Origin of the sequence: Paraburkholderia graminis C4D1M, from assembly GCF_000172415.1 — a bacterium.
Lineage (GTDB): Bacteria > Pseudomonadota > Gammaproteobacteria > Burkholderiales > Burkholderiaceae > Paraburkholderia > Paraburkholderia graminis.
The window spans coordinates 339688-355696 of the sequence record NZ_ABLD01000005.1; the positions used below are offsets into that span (position 1 = coordinate 339688).

Genomic DNA, 16009 nt, shown 5'->3' on the forward strand with positions numbered 1-16009 from the left:
CGATGGCCACGGCAAGCTCGTCCGTCCGCCGCGGTTTGTCGCGCGCCGCCTTGGCCGCCACATTCGCCTGTGCCGCGCTGAGCTCGCTGATCGCCGCGCCGGCTGTAGCCGCGCCGATCGACTCGCTGATCAAATCGGTGAAATTCGACGACGTGGACGGCGTGAAGAAATTGCTCGCGAAGGGCATGGATCCGAACAGCGTCGACAACCAGGGCATGCCGCTGCTGGTCCTCGCCGCGCGCGAGAAGTCGGACAAGGTCGGCGCCGCGCTGCTCGCGAATCCGAAGACCAACGTTGAAATCGAGGACAAGGCGGGCGAGAACGCGATGATGATGGCCGCGCTGAACGGCGACCTGGAATTCGTCAAGCAACTGATCGCGAAAGACGCCGAAGTCAACAAGAAAGGCTGGGCGCCGCTGCACTACGCCGCCGCGAACGGCCACGACGACATCGTGAAACTGCTGCTCGACCATTCGGCTTACGTCGACGCCGGCTCCCCGAACGGCACCACGCCGCTGATGATGGCCGCGCGCGGCGGCCATGTGTCGACGGTGAAGCTGCTGCTCGACAACGGCGCGGACCTGACCGTGAAGAACCAGATCGGCCTGACCGCGCTCGATTTCGCGAAGACCTACAAGGAGCCGGACGTGGTCGAGGGCCTCACCGCCCGCCTGCAACAGATGCAGCAGAAGTAAGGCGCACGGCGACGCTGCTGGTGCGCGTTTTGCCGCTTTATATGCCTGAAGATAGCGGCGGCTGCCTGCTGCGGCCCCGTAAAACAGTGCAGAATGACGACTTTGGCGCGCCTCTCGTGTGCGCGCCCTCGGGATGCGGCAACAGACCGCCTGATAAACGACCTGGAAAGGAACACCATGCTGCGGGCTTTGATTTTCGCCAGCGCGTTTGCCGTACCGTTGTCGGCGGCCGCGTTTACGGGAGGCGACCTCAACAAGCTGTGCACGAAGACCGACGTGGCGTCGCGCAGTGCGTGCGCCGCGTACATCGAAGGCGCCGCCGACGGCATTTTCAACACGATCGACGCAATCGGCGGCACGACCGGGCCGCGCGTCGGCCAATACTTCTGCTTGCCGCAAGACGCGCGTTCGGCGCAGTTGACGGATGCGGTGCGCAAGTACATCGCGGAAAATCCGATTGTGGCGGGCTATAACGCGAGCACGGCGATTTCGCTGGGGCTCGGCAAGGCGTTTCCTTGCAAAAGCGGAAGCTGATTTGAGTTGATTTGATTCGAGCTGGCGCGGTTTGCGGCCTCGTGCCGCGGGGCGTGCGGGGTGCCAGCTTTGTTGTTTTGTCATGGGTTTTTGTCACGGGTTTTTTGTCACTGAGTTTGCTCACCGCGTGCGCCGAATGCCGTGCACGCGTTCAACATGAGCCGGGGCGCCGCTTTGCGCGGTCGCAGCCGGCTTTGATAGCGGGGCGCATCGTTTGATCCGCGCTTTCGCGGGCGTGCCGGCCGGGCGCCTCATCTCTACGCCGTCGCCGCGTCACACGCGGCCGGCCTGTCCCCATCCAAGCGAGGAGGAAACTGTCCTATATGGCTTTTTTCGATCGACTCGACCAGTTGGACCACATCGCCGAAGCGCCGCTGCATACCTGGCCCGGCGCGTTGCTGGTCTCGGTCATCGCCGTGCTGATCGCGATCGGCGTGCACCGCGTGGGCGCGCGCATCGTCACGCGGATCGCGCGGCCTTATCCGCTCACGAGTGTCGTGCTGCGCTACATCGACAAGCCGTCGCTGTTCGTTCTGCTGATTCTCTCGCTCGAAGCCGTCTGGTGGGAGGCGCCGGACACGCTCACCTTTATCGGCCCGTTGCGCGACGCCGCGGCCATTGCGCTGATCGGCGCATTGACGTGGCTGTCGGTGCGCTCGGCGGCGGCGATCGGCGAGGCGATCATTCAGGCCCATCCGCTCGATACCGCCGACAATCTCCACGCGCGCCGCATCCATACGCAGGCGAGGGTGCTGGCGCGCTCGGTGATGCTGGTGATCGTGATCGTCGGCGTCGGCGGCGCATTGATGACGTTTCCGAACGTGCGGCAGATCGGAGCGAGCCTGCTGGCGTCGGCGGGCGTCGCCGGTCTGGTCGCCGGTATTGCCGCGCGGCCGGTGCTCGGCAATCTGATCGCGGGTTTGCAGATCGCGCTGTCGCAGCCGATCCGGCTCGACGACGTCGTCGTGATTCAGGGCGAGTGGGGGCGCATCGAGGAGATTACCGGGACGTATGTGTCGGTGCGTCTGTGGGACCAGCGGCGGCTGATCGTGCCGCTGCAATGGTTCATCGAGAATCCGTTTTCGAACTGGACGCGCAGCAGTTCGCAGATCATCGGCACGGTGTTTCTGTATGTCGACTACCGGATGCCGCTCGCGCCGTTGCGCGAGGAGCTGGCGCGCATTGTGGAGGCGGCGCCCGAGTGGGACCGGCGCGTGCAGGTGCTGCAAGTCACCGAGGGCACCGAGCGCTCGATGCAGTTGCGCGCGCTCGTCAGTTCGCTCGATTCGGGTCTGAACTGGGACCTGCGCTGCCGCGTGCGCGAGGGGCTGCTCGACTTCATCCAGAAGCACTATCCGCAGTATTTGCCGCGGGCGCGCGCGGAGGTGTCGGCGGAACTCGAAAACGGCAAGGGCGAACCGCTCGACTGGGTGCCGCGCGGCACGCGCACGCCGGCCGGCAGCACGGCGGCGCATACTGAGGCGGACCCGGTGGCAAGCCGGCCTGGGCCTGTGCCGTCGTCGGCGGCTGGGTCGCCGCACAAAGTGAAGGAAACGGCCTAGCGCGAAGTCAGAATCCGCGCGACGCTGCGCGGAACGTTGGCAGGCAGTGCTGCGACGATCGGAAGCGCGCAACCGAATTCGCTGAAATGTGCGCGCCGTGCGCTATCTGCCCTGGCCAACCGGCTAAACGATGCAACCGATCGTTCGCCAAAGGGTCGAACCGTCCACTCATTGAATAAACCTGGCGCGGCATGGCGTGCACCATGCAAAACGATGTCGACGCGTCCGCTGCGTGGCGGGCGCGGGCTGCACCCTGGCAGATGCCGCGCGAAACAAGGAGGACTTGCAACATGGGCCGACTGATCGTCGTGTCGAATCGCGTCGCTACGCCGACGGAAACCAAAGGATCGGCGGGCGGCCTCGCCGTCGGCGTGTTCGGCGCGCTGAAAGACGCGGGAGGCGTGTGGTTCGGCTGGAGCGGCGACGTGGTCAGCGAGACCGTCGCCAACGCGGGACCCACGCTCGAACAGGACGGCGCGGTGACCTTCGCGACCGTGGGCCTCACGCGCAAGGATTACGACCAGTACTACCGCGGTTTTTCGAACGCGACGCTCTGGCCGGTGTTCCACTATCGCAACGACCTCGCGCGCTACGAGCGCGAGGAATATGCCGGTTACCGGCGCGTCAACGCGTGGCTTGCGCACAAGCTCATCAAGCTGCTCGAGCCCGACGACGTCATCTGGATTCACGACTACCATCTGATCCCGTTCGCCGAGGCGCTGCGCAGCGAGGGCATCACGAATCGCATTGGCTTTTTCCTGCACATTCCGTTTCCGTCGCCGCAAATCCTGCTGAATATTCCGCCGCACGAGGAGCTGGTGAAGTCGCTGTCGTGCTATGACCTGCTCGGTTTCCAGACCGCGACCGACGAAGAGGCGTTTCACGACTACGTGACGCGCCACGCGCGCGGCACGGTGTCGAACGGCATGGTGGAGGCGTTCGGCCGCAAGCTGCGCACGGGCGTTTACCGCATCGGCGTGTTTCCCGACGAGATCGCCGAACAGGCCAAGCGCTACGAAAGCCGTCAGCACGTGCTCGACCTGAAGCAGAGCCTGGAAGGCCGCAAGCTGATCATGAGCGTGGACCGGCTCGATTATTCGAAGGGGCTCGTCGAACGTTTTCGCGCGTTCGAGCATCTGCTGGAACGTTCTCCGGAATGGCGCGGCAACGTCACGCTCGTGCAGATCGCGCCGCCCACGCGGTCGGACGTCGCGACCTATCAGAAGATCCGCCAAGATCTGGAGTACGAAGCGGGGCGTATCAACGGCCGCTATTCGGGCCTCGACTACACGCCGATCCGTTATCTGAATCAGCAATACGACCGCTGGAAACTGATGTCGCTGTTTCGCGAGTCGCAGATCGGTTTCGTCACGCCGTTGCATGACGGCATGAACCTGGTCGCAAAGGAATATGTCGCCGCGCAAAACCCGGACGATCCCGGCGTGCTCGTGCTGTCGATTTTCGCGGGCGCGGCGGCGGAGTTGACGGGCGCGCTGCTCGTCAATCCGCACGATGCGATCGGCATGTGCGAGGCGTTGCAGCGGGCGCTGCAAATGCCGCTCGATGCACGGCAGCGGCGTCACGAGATCAACATGGCGGCGCTGCGCAAGAACGACCTGGGCGTGTGGCGCGACAGCTTCCTGCGCGACCTGCGCAGCGTGCCGATACAAAGACCGGCCGCGGGCGGAGGGCACAGGTAATGAGCTTGCGGCAATACGCAACCTTCAGCCTCGGGCAGCGGAGGTTGTCGGCCAGCAAGGCGCGCGTGCGCCCGCAAGCCTCGTATCTTCGGATGGCCGCGTGCTGAGTGCGCTCGCCATCGCGGGCTACCGATCTTTGCGCGAATTAATCGTGCCGCTCGGCCGGCTGAACGTCATTACCGGCGCGAACGGCAGCGGCAAATCGAGCGTCTACCGTTCGCTGCGTCTGCTTGCGGAAACGGCGCGCGGCGGCGTGATTACGTCGCTCGCGCGGGAAGGCGGCCTGCCGTCCACCTTATGGGCCGGTCCCGAACGCTTTTCGCGCGGCGTGCTGAGCGGCGAATTCGAGGTTGAACCCACGGCACGCAAGACGCCGGTGAGTCTCAGGCTCGGTTTCGCGGGCGAGCAGTTTAGTTATGCGATCGATCTCGGGCTGCCGCTGCTCAATAAGAGCACCCGTTTTATGCTCGATCCCGTCGTCAAGCGCGAATGCATCTGGAGCGGGCCGGTGCTGCGGCCGTCCGCATTGCTCGTCGACAGGCAGGGTCCGGCGTTACGCACGCGCGACGAAAGCGGCGAGTGGCAAACGGTGCCGCAGCCGGTTGCGAGTTTCGACAGCATGATGACGGAGTTCGCCGACCCGCGCTCCGCGCCCGAGATGATCGCGGTGCGCGAACAGATCCGCTCGTGGCGCTTCTACGATCACTTCCGGACCGACGTCGACGCCCCCGCGCGCATGCCGCAAGTCGGCACGCATACGCCGGTGCTCTCCGACGACGGCGCGGACCTCGCCGCCGCGTTGCAAACCATCCGCGAAATCGGCGATTCGACGGCGCTCGACGCTGCGATCGACGACGCCTTTCCCGGCTCGCGGCTCGAGATTGCCTCGCAGGACGGCCGCTTCGAAGTGCTGATGCAGCAGCACGGCCTGCTGCGTCCGCTGAAGGGCGCGGAATTGTCGGACGGCACCTTGCGCTATCTGCTGCTGGTCGCCGCGCTGTTGACTCCGCGCCCGCCCGCGCTGCTGGTGCTGAACGAGCCTGAAACCAGTTTGCATCCCGATCTGCTGCCGGCGCTCGCGCGGCTGATCGCGCGGGCCGCCGCGCACTCGCAGGTCCTCGTCGTATCGCATGCAGCGCGGCTGATCGCGGCGCTCGAACGCGAGGACGCGAGCGAATCGCTGGTGCTGGAAAAGCATTTCGGCGCCACGCGTCTCGCGGACGCCGACGAGCGCGACATGCCGGCCTGGAAGTGGCCGTCGCGCTGAATCGCGCGGTGCGATGCGGCCTTTATTTCGGTGCCAGGCGGCTTGTAAGCTGAATGTAACAGCGCCCAGGAAATGCAATAACGGGCGCTTTTTAGTCCCTGCCAGGGAATAATGCTCCGATGCCTATGGTGCGCGCGTGCTGCCGCGGTGCACTGATCGAAGACCGGCGCTCAAAAGGGCGCCACTGACGGCGCCGCAAAACGCGGCCTCGGAACAAGCCGGGCCACGAGCCGTCAGTTCACGGAGACAACTATGAAGATTGCGCAGATCGCCCCCTTGACCGAATCGGTGCCGCCGAAGCTATACGGCGGCACGGAGCGCGTCGTGTCGTACATCACCGAGGCGCTCGTCGAGCTCGGCCACGATGTGACGCTGTTCGCAAGCGGCGATTCCGTTACGAGTGCGAAACTGGAGCCGGTGTGGCCGCGCGCGCTGCGCCTCGACCCAGGCATTCGCGATCGCGTCGCGCCGCATATGTTGCTGATGGAACTGGTGCGCCGCCAGGCCGAGCAGTTCGACGTCCTGCATTTTCACCTCGACTATTACTCGTTCTCGGTGTTTCAGCGCCAGGACACGCCGTTCGTCACGACGATGCACGGCCGTCTCGACCTACCCGAACAGCAGCCGGTGTTCGACACGTTCAGCTCGGCGCCGGTAATTTCGATTTCGAATGCGCAGCGCCATCCGCTGCCGCAGGCGCGTTGGCTCACCACCGTCTATCACGGCTTGCCTGAGCATCTCTACACGCCGCAGCCGGTCGAGCAGAAGTACCTGGCATTTCTCGGCCGTATTTCGCCGGAAAAACGCGTCGATACGGCGATCCGCATTGCCGGTCGCTGCGGCATGCCGATTCGCATCGCCGCCAAGGTCGACGCCGCCGATCGCGAATATTTCGAGCGCGATATCCGGCCGCTGCTGGACTTGCCGTACGTCGAGTTCATCGGCGAAATCGCGGACAATCAGAAGGCGGAGTTTCTGTCGGGCGCGCATGCGCTGCTGTTTCCGATCGACTGGCCGGAGCCGTTCGGCCTCGTGATGATCGAGGCGATGGCGTGCGGCACACCGGTCGTCGCGTTCAACCGCGGCTCGGTGCCGGAAGTGCTCGAAGACGGGCTGACGGGCTTTATCGTCGAAGACGAGATCGGCGCGGTCGCGGCGGTCAACCGTCTGCACAAGATGTCGCGTGCGGGCGTGCGACAGCGCTTCGAGGAGCGCTTCACGTCGCACCGAATGGCGCAGCAGTACGTGGATGCGTATCAGTCGGTGATTCGCGCGCAGAAACGTTCGCGCTTCAAGGTGGTGGACAGCTCGGGGCGTTGATCGCGGCGAGTGGGCGCGCGGTGCTGCTGTCTGGTTTGCTCGCGCGATCAGACAAAGCGGGATTGGGCGAAAACAGTAGAGAGAAACGAAGCCGGCGCTCGTGGCGAGCGCCGGCTTTTTTACTGCGAGAGGCTGTGCCGCGTGTGCGATGAGCCGATGCCGGCATAGCGCACTAGGCGCGCTCGCGGCAACTCAGTTGTCGCGATGGCTGCATTACTACGGTTGCGTTCCACAACCCTAGGCCCAGCGGGACACATTGCGTGTCCCGCCGCAAAGACGCTATACCGCCTCAACCAACGCGGCGGCGGCTCGTCGAGCCATTGTCACGCTCACAGAGTCGGCCCGCGGACACAAACCGCCGGGGCCAACCCTTCGGCGTCAAATCTTCAGGCGCGAAACCTTGGTGCCTTGCAACGACAGGTCGCCCATCAACCCGGCGTTGGTCAGCACGAAGACCTCGACCGGCGCGGTTGCCGTGTTCGAATCGATCGCGCCGTTGGCACCCATTTTCACGAGCGCAACGGAGGCGTCGCCGCCGACCGACCAGCCGTCGGCATTGCGGAATTTGTCGAGCGCATCCTGCGTCATGAACAGGAAGATGATGGCCTTCGATTGCGCGCCCGCCTGGAGCCCGAACGAGCCGGAAACCGTGCTGTAGTAGCCGACTGAGGTGCCGGCGACGCGCAGCGCGCCTTCGCCGTATTGCCCGCCGACGATGAAGCCCGCCTGCAGCACCGACGGGAACACCAGCACGCCGCGCGCCTTGGCGACGAGTTCGCGCGAACCCTTCACGGTCGTGTACAGCCGCGACATGGTGCCGTCGACGTCGGCGTCGATCGAGCGGCGTTTGGACGAATCGGTGGCGGCGGTGTCGTGGCCGCCGGTGTTGGTTGTGCAACCGGCGAGAGCAAGGCCTCCGAAAGCGAGCGCAGCGGTAGTCTTCAACATGAAGTGTCGTCTTTGCATCGTTTTTCTCCGTATGGTTCCGGGGCGCGACCGCGAACAAATCGCGCGGTCGCCTCTGAGTTATATCACACGGCACGCCAAAACGCGCCCTCGGTCGCAAGCCTCAAAGCCTTATGCGGCGGGGCTTTGAGGCAAATCGAAAAGAGTCTTCTGTAAATTTGACCGGCTGCCGGGCGACGCTCGCCGACCGCATCAACACGCAGAAACCGGGCCGCCGTGCTGCGGATCGCGCTCGGTCGAGCCGCCGGGCACGCGAGCCGAAATCGCCGGATTCGCCCATTTTTACCGACTCAAGCGCTTCGCATTTTCTGTCGCGACCGGCTCGAAACTGTTGTCTCGACGCCGCAAATCCGAAGTCAGATGCGCGCACTATCCGCCGTGATTGGCCGGACTCTTGACCGCCGGTGGCCGCCTGAGCGCGCGGCGCACCGCGCCGATCAACACGCCGATAACAAACAGCGTGAGCGCCGGCACGATCCAGTAGCCGACGAACGCATGCCAGAGATAAGCCATCAGGGTGGAGCGGCGCACGCTGTATTCATTGCGGGCGTCCTGCTGACGCGGCGCGTTGGCCGCGAGCACGTCGGCGGGACAACCGGCGGCTTGCGCCTCTTCCGGCTTGCCGTGGCAGCGCGCGGGGGCGCCGGCCGCACGTTGCGCGTCGGTGAAATTCCAGGTGGTCAGCGCGCGCTCCAGGTCGACGGCGTTGTACGCCATCTCCTCGCGAATCTCGCTGACTGCAACGATCGCCACGGGCACCGCCCAGAACACGATGACGACCAGCCACCGCCTCAACCAGCGGTTTTTATGCTTCGATACCATCCTTGCCTCCAATCGATGCTTTGCGGCATCAACGACAAGATGGCGGCCCGTATGAATGTTGTGTGGGGTGGGCCGTCTCCGCAGCCATCATAGAAGAAAAACGGCGCGTTCGGGCGAGAGGACTGTGAAGGGCGGGCGAAGCGCGGAGCGGAAAAGCGTAGAGGGTGTGGCGCGAAAAATCGGATGCGAGAGTGGGATGCTGGAGTCCGATGCGCAAAGCATGCGCCGCGCGAAGCGCGCGGCGCATGGGCGAGCGTGCTGGAAACCCGCCTGGTCGAATCTGGTTGGGTTTAAGCCAAGTTCAGTTAGCCGGCGCCGACGACAGGCAGCTCTTCATGAACGCCTTGCGATCGTCGCCTTTCTTGCCGGTGGCTTGCGTGTTGCATACCTTCATCTTGTCCTGCTGGCTCATCGGCGCGGCGGCCGGTTTCGCCGACAGGCACGTCTTCATGAACGCCTTGCGCTCGTCGCCTTTTTTGTCGCCGGCCTGCTTGTTACAGTCGGCCATCTTCGTCTGCTGGCTGTTCTGCGCGAATGCCGGCGAAACGAGGACGGCGCCGAGTACCAGGGAAGCGATTGCGGATTGGATTTTCATGTGACACTCCATCGGTGTGGAAACGTTTTTGGTCTTCATGCACGTGGGCGTCGACGGGATCCGGCATCCGGCCCTCGGCAAGTCCATTATGGCAAATGCTGTCTGCATCAACGGTCAAAAGCGCGTTTGCGTTGACAGCCGCGCCCGCTGGTTTTCCCTGACCAGGCGGAGTGAGTGCGTATTTCAGGTCGATTGGCGTTGAATTGCAGCGAATCCGGACACGCGATTATGTTATGCATTGCAGATTAAACGATGATGCAATCGAGCTGCAATTCGCTACCGTATCGCCAATGCGAGCGGTTGAAAAATTCGCGCTGCATTGTTTTTCTGCATTGTCCATTTGCTGCGGTAGCACATGAATGGCAATTGGTAAGGAAATTCGCAGGGAAATCCTTAACGGCTATTGACAGGTTGCCGTGTCCGTTCACCACCGGCGCTGTAGTGTTTTTTAAGGAGGAATTCGTCATGCACTATCTATTGATCTATGACCTCGTGCCCGACTATCTGGAACGGCGTGGTGAGTACCGCGATGCGCATCTGAAACTCGCATGGGAAGCGGCGGGGCGCGGCGAACTGATGTTGGGCGGTGCGCTGACCGAACCGGTCGACACCGCCATGCTGCTTTTTAACGGCGACACGCCTCGCGTCGCCGAAGCCTTCGCCGAGGCAGATCCGTACGTGCGAGCGGGGCTTGTTACACGCTGGCGCGTACGCGAATGGAAAACCGTGGCCGGCGAGGGCGCGGCGAATCCCGTGCGCTAGCCGTTCCACACACCACGCGGGCGACGCCTCAAGCGAGCGGCTCGCCTGCGTTGCCACATCGATGTCATCAAGCGTTGGCACCGTTGACTCGATGCGCGTGCAACGAACCGGCCACACCGGCAGACAGACAAAGAATGCCTGAATTATTGCGCCGTGATGCGGTCGAATTCGGGCGGCTTATTCGGCGTGTCTGCCGCATTTTTTAGCAGGCCTTTAGCGCGCATTGGCTGTGCTTTTTTGTGGGCTGTCGAGTGGGCAATAGCAATTCCGTCGCTATCGCATGAAGCATTTCCGTTACGGCATGACGTGAATTAAGCGAGTGAAAAGCATAAGTTTGTTTCTATCCGTAACACTTGTCTCGCCCATATTCACGCAAACCCTGGTGATGGTATGCTTCGTGCACAATTCTCCCATGCACGAGTGAGACCACGTTTTGTGCTTCGCAATAGGGATAAACCGCACTAACACAGGGCGGGGTTGACCAGCCAACAGAACGTACAAGACATATTTGTGCAACCGAGGGTGACACACGGATCGTGAAGGCTGAATCTGTGGTCCACCCAAAGCCGCGGCCCGGCCAGGCTGCGTGGAGAAAATCCATGTTTTTCGATGAGCTAAGCAATGACGAATGGGCGCTGCTATCTGCGCTTGTCTCCGATGAGCCGGCCGTCCGTCTGAACCGACGTGGGCGGCCTCGCGCCGACCCACGTGTCGTGGCCAATGCGGTTTTGTGGATCCTCACTACCGGAGAGCCCTGGTCGAAGCTGCCAGGCCGTTATCCGTCGGGGCCCACTTGCCGGCGCCGTTTCGAGGAATGGCAACTGAACGGCACGCTGCTCGAGATGGTTCGGCTTCTGTCCAGAACAGGGCGCACGTTCGCCTACGTGCCGCAGCCGGCGCCGCCCGTCGCGTCGAAACCCGCAGCGCCTGTCGCGGATACAACCAGCATGCGTGACGAGAGTCCGCGCGGCGTGTCGTGGAAAAGCCCCGAGTCGTGGCAGGCGCCCGGCACGAACGGCCACGCGGCTAACGCGCTGCATGAGACGCAGGCGTCGCACGCGCGGCCCTGGCGTTCGGCCGATCCGATCGCGGATATCACGCGTCAACTGGCGGGTTTCGACCATGCCGCGCCCGTCGTCGCGCAGGACCGGCAAGATGCCTACGCTGCACAAGCCGCACATGCCATCGCGCGTGCGCCGGCTTTGCCGACTCCATCGGTCGCTTATGCGCCGCGCCCGGCGCTGCGCGCCGACTTGCGCGCGATGAACGAAGCCGGCGCGGTCGGTGCCGCGATGCAGGGCTTGGACGCGGCCATTGCATCGGCGCGCGGAATCTCGGGAGCGGCGCTGCAACGCAGCCCGCTGTCGACGGCTCTCGCGCCGCGCGGGCGGCAAGTCGCCGAACGGCACGGCTATCTGATCTATGTCGCCGCCGAGCGGGTGCCGAACGCGATGTATCGGGCGTGGGCGGAGATCATGAAGGACGGCAAGCGCGTCGAGCGTTCGGGCCTCGTCGGTCCGCGCTTTACGGACGCCGAGGCGGCCGAGCATTATGCGTTCGAGTGGGCCGCGCAGTGGATCGATCGCGAATGCGCGGCGCAGGCCGCGGCCTATGCGGCGCCGCAGGTACGGGCACCGCAAGCGTACGGCGCGCCGATGCATGGGCAGATGCACAAGCCCGTGTACACGTCCGACGTGTCTGCCGCTCACTCGCCGTATACCGCGCCGCCGGCTCGTCCGATGGCGGGCATGCGTCATGTGCCGGAGCCCGTCGCCGCGCATCATGGAGCTCCGTTGCATGGTCCGTTGAATGCGTTTCGCGGACCGCTGCGGCGCTACACGAGCGAACCCGCCGCTGCTGCCGTCGGCAGCGCGGTGAATGGCGGGATGACTAGCGCGAACGCATCAGCCAATGCAGCATCAGGCGCAGGCGCAGCACCAGGCGCAGCAACCGCAACGCCCGCCAATCCAGCCGCAGCAGATCGAGCAGAACGTTATCCGTCGTACACAGAACTCATCTCCCACGCGGGATGAGCACGCAGCACCCCGCGGCAGTCTGGAGCAACCGCCGCAGGTTCCCGCTTCATTCGCTGTGATTCAACGCTGTTCCCGCAACCGACCTCGCGTGCCTGATGTGTGACCCAGGGCTTTACTGGCGTCCGTACGTGTCGTCGAAGCGCACGATATCGTCTTCGCCGAGATACGAGCCGGATTGCACCTCGATCATTTCGAGCGGCATCTTGCCCGGGTTCTCGAGACGGTGCGTGACGCCGAGCGGGATATAAGCCGATTCGTTTTCGGAGACGATAAAGCGCTCTTCACCTCGCGTGACGAGCGCGGTGCCGCGCACGACGATCCAATGTTCGGCGCGGTGATGATGCATTTGCAGCGAGAGGCGAGCGCCCGGCTTTACGACAATGCGCTTCACCTGGAAACGCTCGCCGGTATCGACGGAATCGTAATTGCCCCACGGGCGATGCACCTTGCGATGATTGGCCGCTTCGATGCCGCCTTCGCTGCGAATGCGGCCCACGATTTTCTTTACGTCCTGCACGCGCGATTTGTCGGCGACGAGAATCGCGTCGGCCGTTTCGACGACGACGAGATCCTGCGTGCCGACGCAGGCAATCAGGCGTCCTTCCGAATGTGCGAAGGTGGAGGAAGCGCCTTCGAACATCACGCGGCCGCGGCCCACGTTCTGCTCCGCGTCTTTCTCGGAGATGTCCCAGATGGCGTCCCACGAGCCCACGTCCGACCAGCCCGCCTGCAACGGCACGACCACGCCCGCGGCCGCACTTTGGTCCTGGCCGAGTTGCTCCATCACGGCGTAGTCGATCGAATTGGACGGCGACGCGCTGAACGCATCGCGTTGCAGGCGGAAGAAATCGCCGTCAGCCTTGCCGCCCGCGTAGGCCGCTTCGCAGGCGTCGTGAATCGCCGGCTGAAAGTGGCGGATCGCCTTCAACCACGTCGATGCACGCATGATGAAAATGCCGCTGTTCCACCAGTATTCGCGCGATTCGACATAGCGCTGCGCGAGTTCGAGATGCGGCTTTTCGACGAAGCGATCGAGCTTGTGCGCGGTGACCGAAGCACTCGCATCCACAGCGTCAGCCGCTTGCGTTTCATCAGGATTACCAGGCGTACCGATAGCCGCGCCAATGCGGATATAGCCGTAGCCCGTTTCCGCGCGCGTCGGCACGATGCCCATTGTGACGATCTGACCCGCCGCCGCATGCTGCACGCCCGCGGCGACTGCGGCGTGAAAGCCTTCGAGATCGGTGACCGCGTGATCCGCGGGCATCACCACCATGATGCCGTCCTCGTCCTGCGCAGCAATGGATAGCGCGGCCACAGTCAGCGCCGGCGCCGTATCGCGGCCTACCGGTTCGAGAATCAGGCGAGTCGGTTTGCCGCTCGTGCGCAATTGCTCGGCGGTCGTGAAGCGTTGTTCCTCGTTGGCCACCACGACGAGTTGCCCGGCGAGCGGATAGCCGGCCTCGAGCGCGTCGAGACGGCGCGTGGTGGACTGCAGCAGCGAGTCTTCGCCGAGCAGGCCGATCAACTGCTTGGGATGCTGCTCGCGCGACATCGGCCACAACCTCGTGCCTGAGCCGCCCGCGAGAATGACGGGATGAACCTTCAGTTTGACGTGCGCGGACGTCGTCTGGGTGGGCCGGGTGTCGGCGGACGTGGCCGTAACCGGAGCGGTCATGATGGACTCCTCGGGACTGGATGGATGCGTCCAGTTTTATCACGAAGACCGAAATGAATAAAAGCCCGTTAATTGGAAACTATATATAAGCCGAATAGAGCTAACGTCTTGATGAACAAAAAATGTCGCGGCTATTTTATAAAAAGAAAAATTATGCGGAAATTAACGGCGGGCTATTTTTTTACCGCGGCGCCTGCACGAGAATGACGACGCCGCGAGACCGGGCGTGCATCGCCGGAAAGCGACAGAAAGGCCGCCGTTGCCCGTCAGGAAGGCGCAAAAGCATGGTCAAAGCCACTATTCCGGTAAAAACACCCCACAAAATTCACAAAAAATTCCGAAATTTTGACCGATACATTTTGAGATTTTTGCAGCCTTGCGGCGCGAATTTTAATAACGCTTTATCTATACCTGTAGAAGGACATTCACTCATTCCGAGACACGTTTTTCGCTGCGGCCGAGCGTCCGGTTTAGCAAAGCGGAAAGCGTAATTGCAATTAGCACGGCTTCAATCGGATTCGCGTCGGGCAATTCATTTGCCGGCGCGGCTGCCGGCGTTTTTGCGTGCCACGCCCAAACGACCGTGCAGCGCATTGCAACTGGCCGGCGGATGCACGCAACGGACTAACAGCAGGATGGCACTTGACTGACGAACTGAGGGGCAGCACATGCTGAGCGTTCTATCGAGACTGATCGACATCGCGATGGTCGCGCTCGGCGCCGCGATCGCGGCGGCCGTGCACAACGGAGAAGTCGTGTGGCTGGACGACATGCAAAGCGTGTCGCTCGCCTTCGACGTGCTGCTCGTGGTCGTGTTCTTTCCCGCGCTCGGCATCTATCAGTCATGGCGCGGCAAGCCGCTCTACGACCTGCTGTGCCGCGTCGCGGGCGGCTGGGCGATGGTCGAAGTCACCGGCGTGCTGATCAGCTTCAGCCTGCATCGCGCGGACAGTCTGTCGCGGCTGTGGCTCGTCTATTGGGCGGCCGCGACCATCGTGCTGCTGATCGTCACGAAGGTGATCGTCTACTCGATTCTGCGCGGGCTGCGCCGCGAAGGCTTCAATCAGCGCGCGGTGGCGATCGTCGGCGGCGCACCGTATGGGCGCTTTCTGATCCAGCAGATGCGCAGCCGTCCGGACGCCGGCTTTAGCCCCGTCGTGGTGTTCGACGAGAACGGCACGATCAACCCCTATGAAGATCCCGACGCGGCCGCTGCGATAGAAGGCGTGCCCGTCGAACGCGACTATCAGCGCATGATCCAGCTCGTGCGTCAGCGCGCGATCCGCGAATTGTGGCTCGCGCTGCCCATCTCGAAGGAAAAGGAAATACATCGCATTGTGATGGATCTGCGCAACGACTTCGTGAACATCCGCTTTATTCCCGACGTGCGCAGCCTCACGCTCTTCAATCAGCCGATGGTGGAACTGCTCGGCGTGCCGGCGATCAACCTCGCGGCTTCGCCGATCACCGATTTGCGCGTGCTGCCCAAGCGCATCTTCGACCGGCTGTTCGCGCTCGCCGCGTTGACCGCGCTCGCGCCGCTGATGCTCGGAATCGCGGTGCTCGTCAAGCTCAGCTCGCCGGGTCCGGTGTTCTTCCGCCAGAAGCGCAAGGGCATCGACGGAAACGAGTTCGAGATCTACAAGTTCCGCTCGATGAAAGTACACAAGGAAGAGGCCGGCAAGATCACGCAGGCCACGCGGCGCGATCCGCGCATCACCGCGGTCGGCGCATTCCTGCGGCGCACGAGCCTCGACGAGCTGCCGCAATTCATCAACGTGCTGCGCGGCGAGATGTCGGTGGTCGGGCCGCGTCCGCATGCGCTCGAACACGACGACATCTACAAGGATCTGGTGAAGGGCTACATGCACCGCTACCGGATCAAGCCGGGCATCACCGGATGGGCGCAGATCAACGGCTATCGCGGCGAAACCGACCGCATCGAAAAAATGATGGGCCGCGTCAAGCTCGATCTCTACTACATGCAGCACTGGACCTTCTGGCTCGACATCAAGATCGTCGTGCTGACGCTGTGGAAGGGCTTTGTCGGCAGCAACGCATATTGAACACTC

The 16009-nt window shown here is 63.3% G+C and carries 13 protein-coding genes; 9 read left to right on the forward strand and 4 right to left on the reverse strand.

The window, feature by feature from the left end:
- The first annotated feature begins 2 nt into the window (after window positions 1-2).
- The 6 genes from BGRAMDRAFT_RS11870 to BGRAMDRAFT_RS11895 all read left to right on the forward strand — a co-directional run bounded on the left by BGRAMDRAFT_RS11870 (window position 3) and on the right by BGRAMDRAFT_RS11895 (window position 7078).
- Entirely contained in the window at window positions 3-695 is a 693-nt protein-coding gene (locus tag BGRAMDRAFT_RS11870; RefSeq protein WP_044020874.1) for an ankyrin repeat domain-containing protein, read from the forward strand.
- Window positions 696-872: 177 nt separating this feature from the next.
- Window positions 873-1229: a Rap1a/Tai family immunity protein gene (locus BGRAMDRAFT_RS11875; RefSeq protein ID WP_006048979.1), complete on the forward strand. Its 357-nt coding sequence runs from the start codon at window positions 873-875 to the stop codon at window positions 1227-1229.
- 323 nt (window positions 1230-1552) lie between these two features.
- Window positions 1553-2791 carry a mechanosensitive ion channel family protein gene (locus BGRAMDRAFT_RS11880; RefSeq protein WP_006048980.1) on the forward strand — a complete coding sequence of 413 codons (1239 nt, stop codon included), beginning with the start codon at window positions 1553-1555 and terminating at the stop codon, window positions 2789-2791.
- A gap of 290 nt (window positions 2792-3081) precedes the next feature.
- Entirely contained in the window at window positions 3082-4491 is a 1410-nt protein-coding gene (gene otsA / locus BGRAMDRAFT_RS11885) for an alpha,alpha-trehalose-phosphate synthase (UDP-forming) (RefSeq protein WP_006048981.1), read from the forward strand.
- 100 nt (window positions 4492-4591) lie between these two features.
- Entirely contained in the window at window positions 4592-5758 is a 1167-nt protein-coding gene (locus BGRAMDRAFT_RS11890; protein ID WP_006048983.1) for an AAA family ATPase, read from the forward strand.
- 252 nt (window positions 5759-6010) lie between these two features.
- Window positions 6011-7078 carry a glycosyltransferase family 4 protein gene (locus tag BGRAMDRAFT_RS11895; RefSeq protein WP_006048984.1) on the forward strand — a complete coding sequence of 356 codons (1068 nt, stop codon included), beginning with the start codon at window positions 6011-6013 and terminating at the stop codon, window positions 7076-7078.
- Window positions 7079-7456: 378 nt separating this feature from the next.
- Here BGRAMDRAFT_RS11895 and BGRAMDRAFT_RS11900 read toward each other — a convergent pair whose 3' ends face one another.
- From BGRAMDRAFT_RS11900 to BGRAMDRAFT_RS11910, 3 genes are all read right to left on the reverse strand, one after another.
- Window positions 7457-8044 (reverse strand): BPSL1445 family SYLF domain-containing lipoprotein, encoded by a 588-nt coding sequence (locus tag BGRAMDRAFT_RS11900; RefSeq protein ID WP_006048985.1) that lies wholly within the window; start codon window positions 8042-8044, stop codon window positions 7457-7459.
- Window positions 8045-8413: 369 nt separating this feature from the next.
- The gene (locus BGRAMDRAFT_RS11905; RefSeq protein ID WP_006048986.1) at window positions 8414-8866 is read right to left on the reverse strand and encodes a membrane protein; all 453 of its coding nucleotides are present in this window, start codon (window positions 8864-8866) and stop codon (window positions 8414-8416) included.
- Between the two features lie 301 nt (window positions 8867-9167).
- Window positions 9168-9461 carry a PsiF family protein gene (locus BGRAMDRAFT_RS11910; protein ID WP_006048987.1) on the reverse strand — a complete coding sequence of 98 codons (294 nt, stop codon included), beginning with the start codon at window positions 9459-9461 and terminating at the stop codon, window positions 9168-9170.
- 465 nt (window positions 9462-9926) lie between these two features.
- Here BGRAMDRAFT_RS11910 and BGRAMDRAFT_RS11915 point away from each other — a divergent pair, with 465 nt between their 5' ends.
- Both BGRAMDRAFT_RS11915 and BGRAMDRAFT_RS11920 read left to right on the forward strand, forming a co-directional pair.
- Window positions 9927-10223: a YciI-like protein gene (locus BGRAMDRAFT_RS11915; protein WP_006048988.1), complete on the forward strand. Its 297-nt coding sequence runs from the start codon at window positions 9927-9929 to the stop codon at window positions 10221-10223.
- A 599-nt stretch (window positions 10224-10822) separates the two neighbouring features.
- Window positions 10823-12256 carry a transposase gene (locus tag BGRAMDRAFT_RS11920; protein WP_006048989.1) on the forward strand — a complete coding sequence of 478 codons (1434 nt, stop codon included), beginning with the start codon at window positions 10823-10825 and terminating at the stop codon, window positions 12254-12256.
- 115 nt (window positions 12257-12371) lie between these two features.
- Here BGRAMDRAFT_RS11920 and BGRAMDRAFT_RS11925 read toward each other — a convergent pair whose 3' ends face one another.
- Complete coding sequence (locus BGRAMDRAFT_RS11925) at window positions 12372-13937, reverse strand: mannose-1-phosphate guanylyltransferase/mannose-6-phosphate isomerase (RefSeq protein ID WP_006048990.1); 1566 nt, start codon at window positions 13935-13937, stop codon at window positions 12372-12374.
- 668 nt (window positions 13938-14605) lie between these two features.
- Between BGRAMDRAFT_RS11925 and BGRAMDRAFT_RS11930 the strand changes: the two genes are divergently transcribed.
- The gene (locus BGRAMDRAFT_RS11930) at window positions 14606-16003 is read left to right on the forward strand and encodes an undecaprenyl-phosphate glucose phosphotransferase (protein WP_006048991.1); all 1398 of its coding nucleotides are present in this window, start codon (window positions 14606-14608) and stop codon (window positions 16001-16003) included.
- Window positions 16004-16009 lie beyond the last annotated feature (6 nt).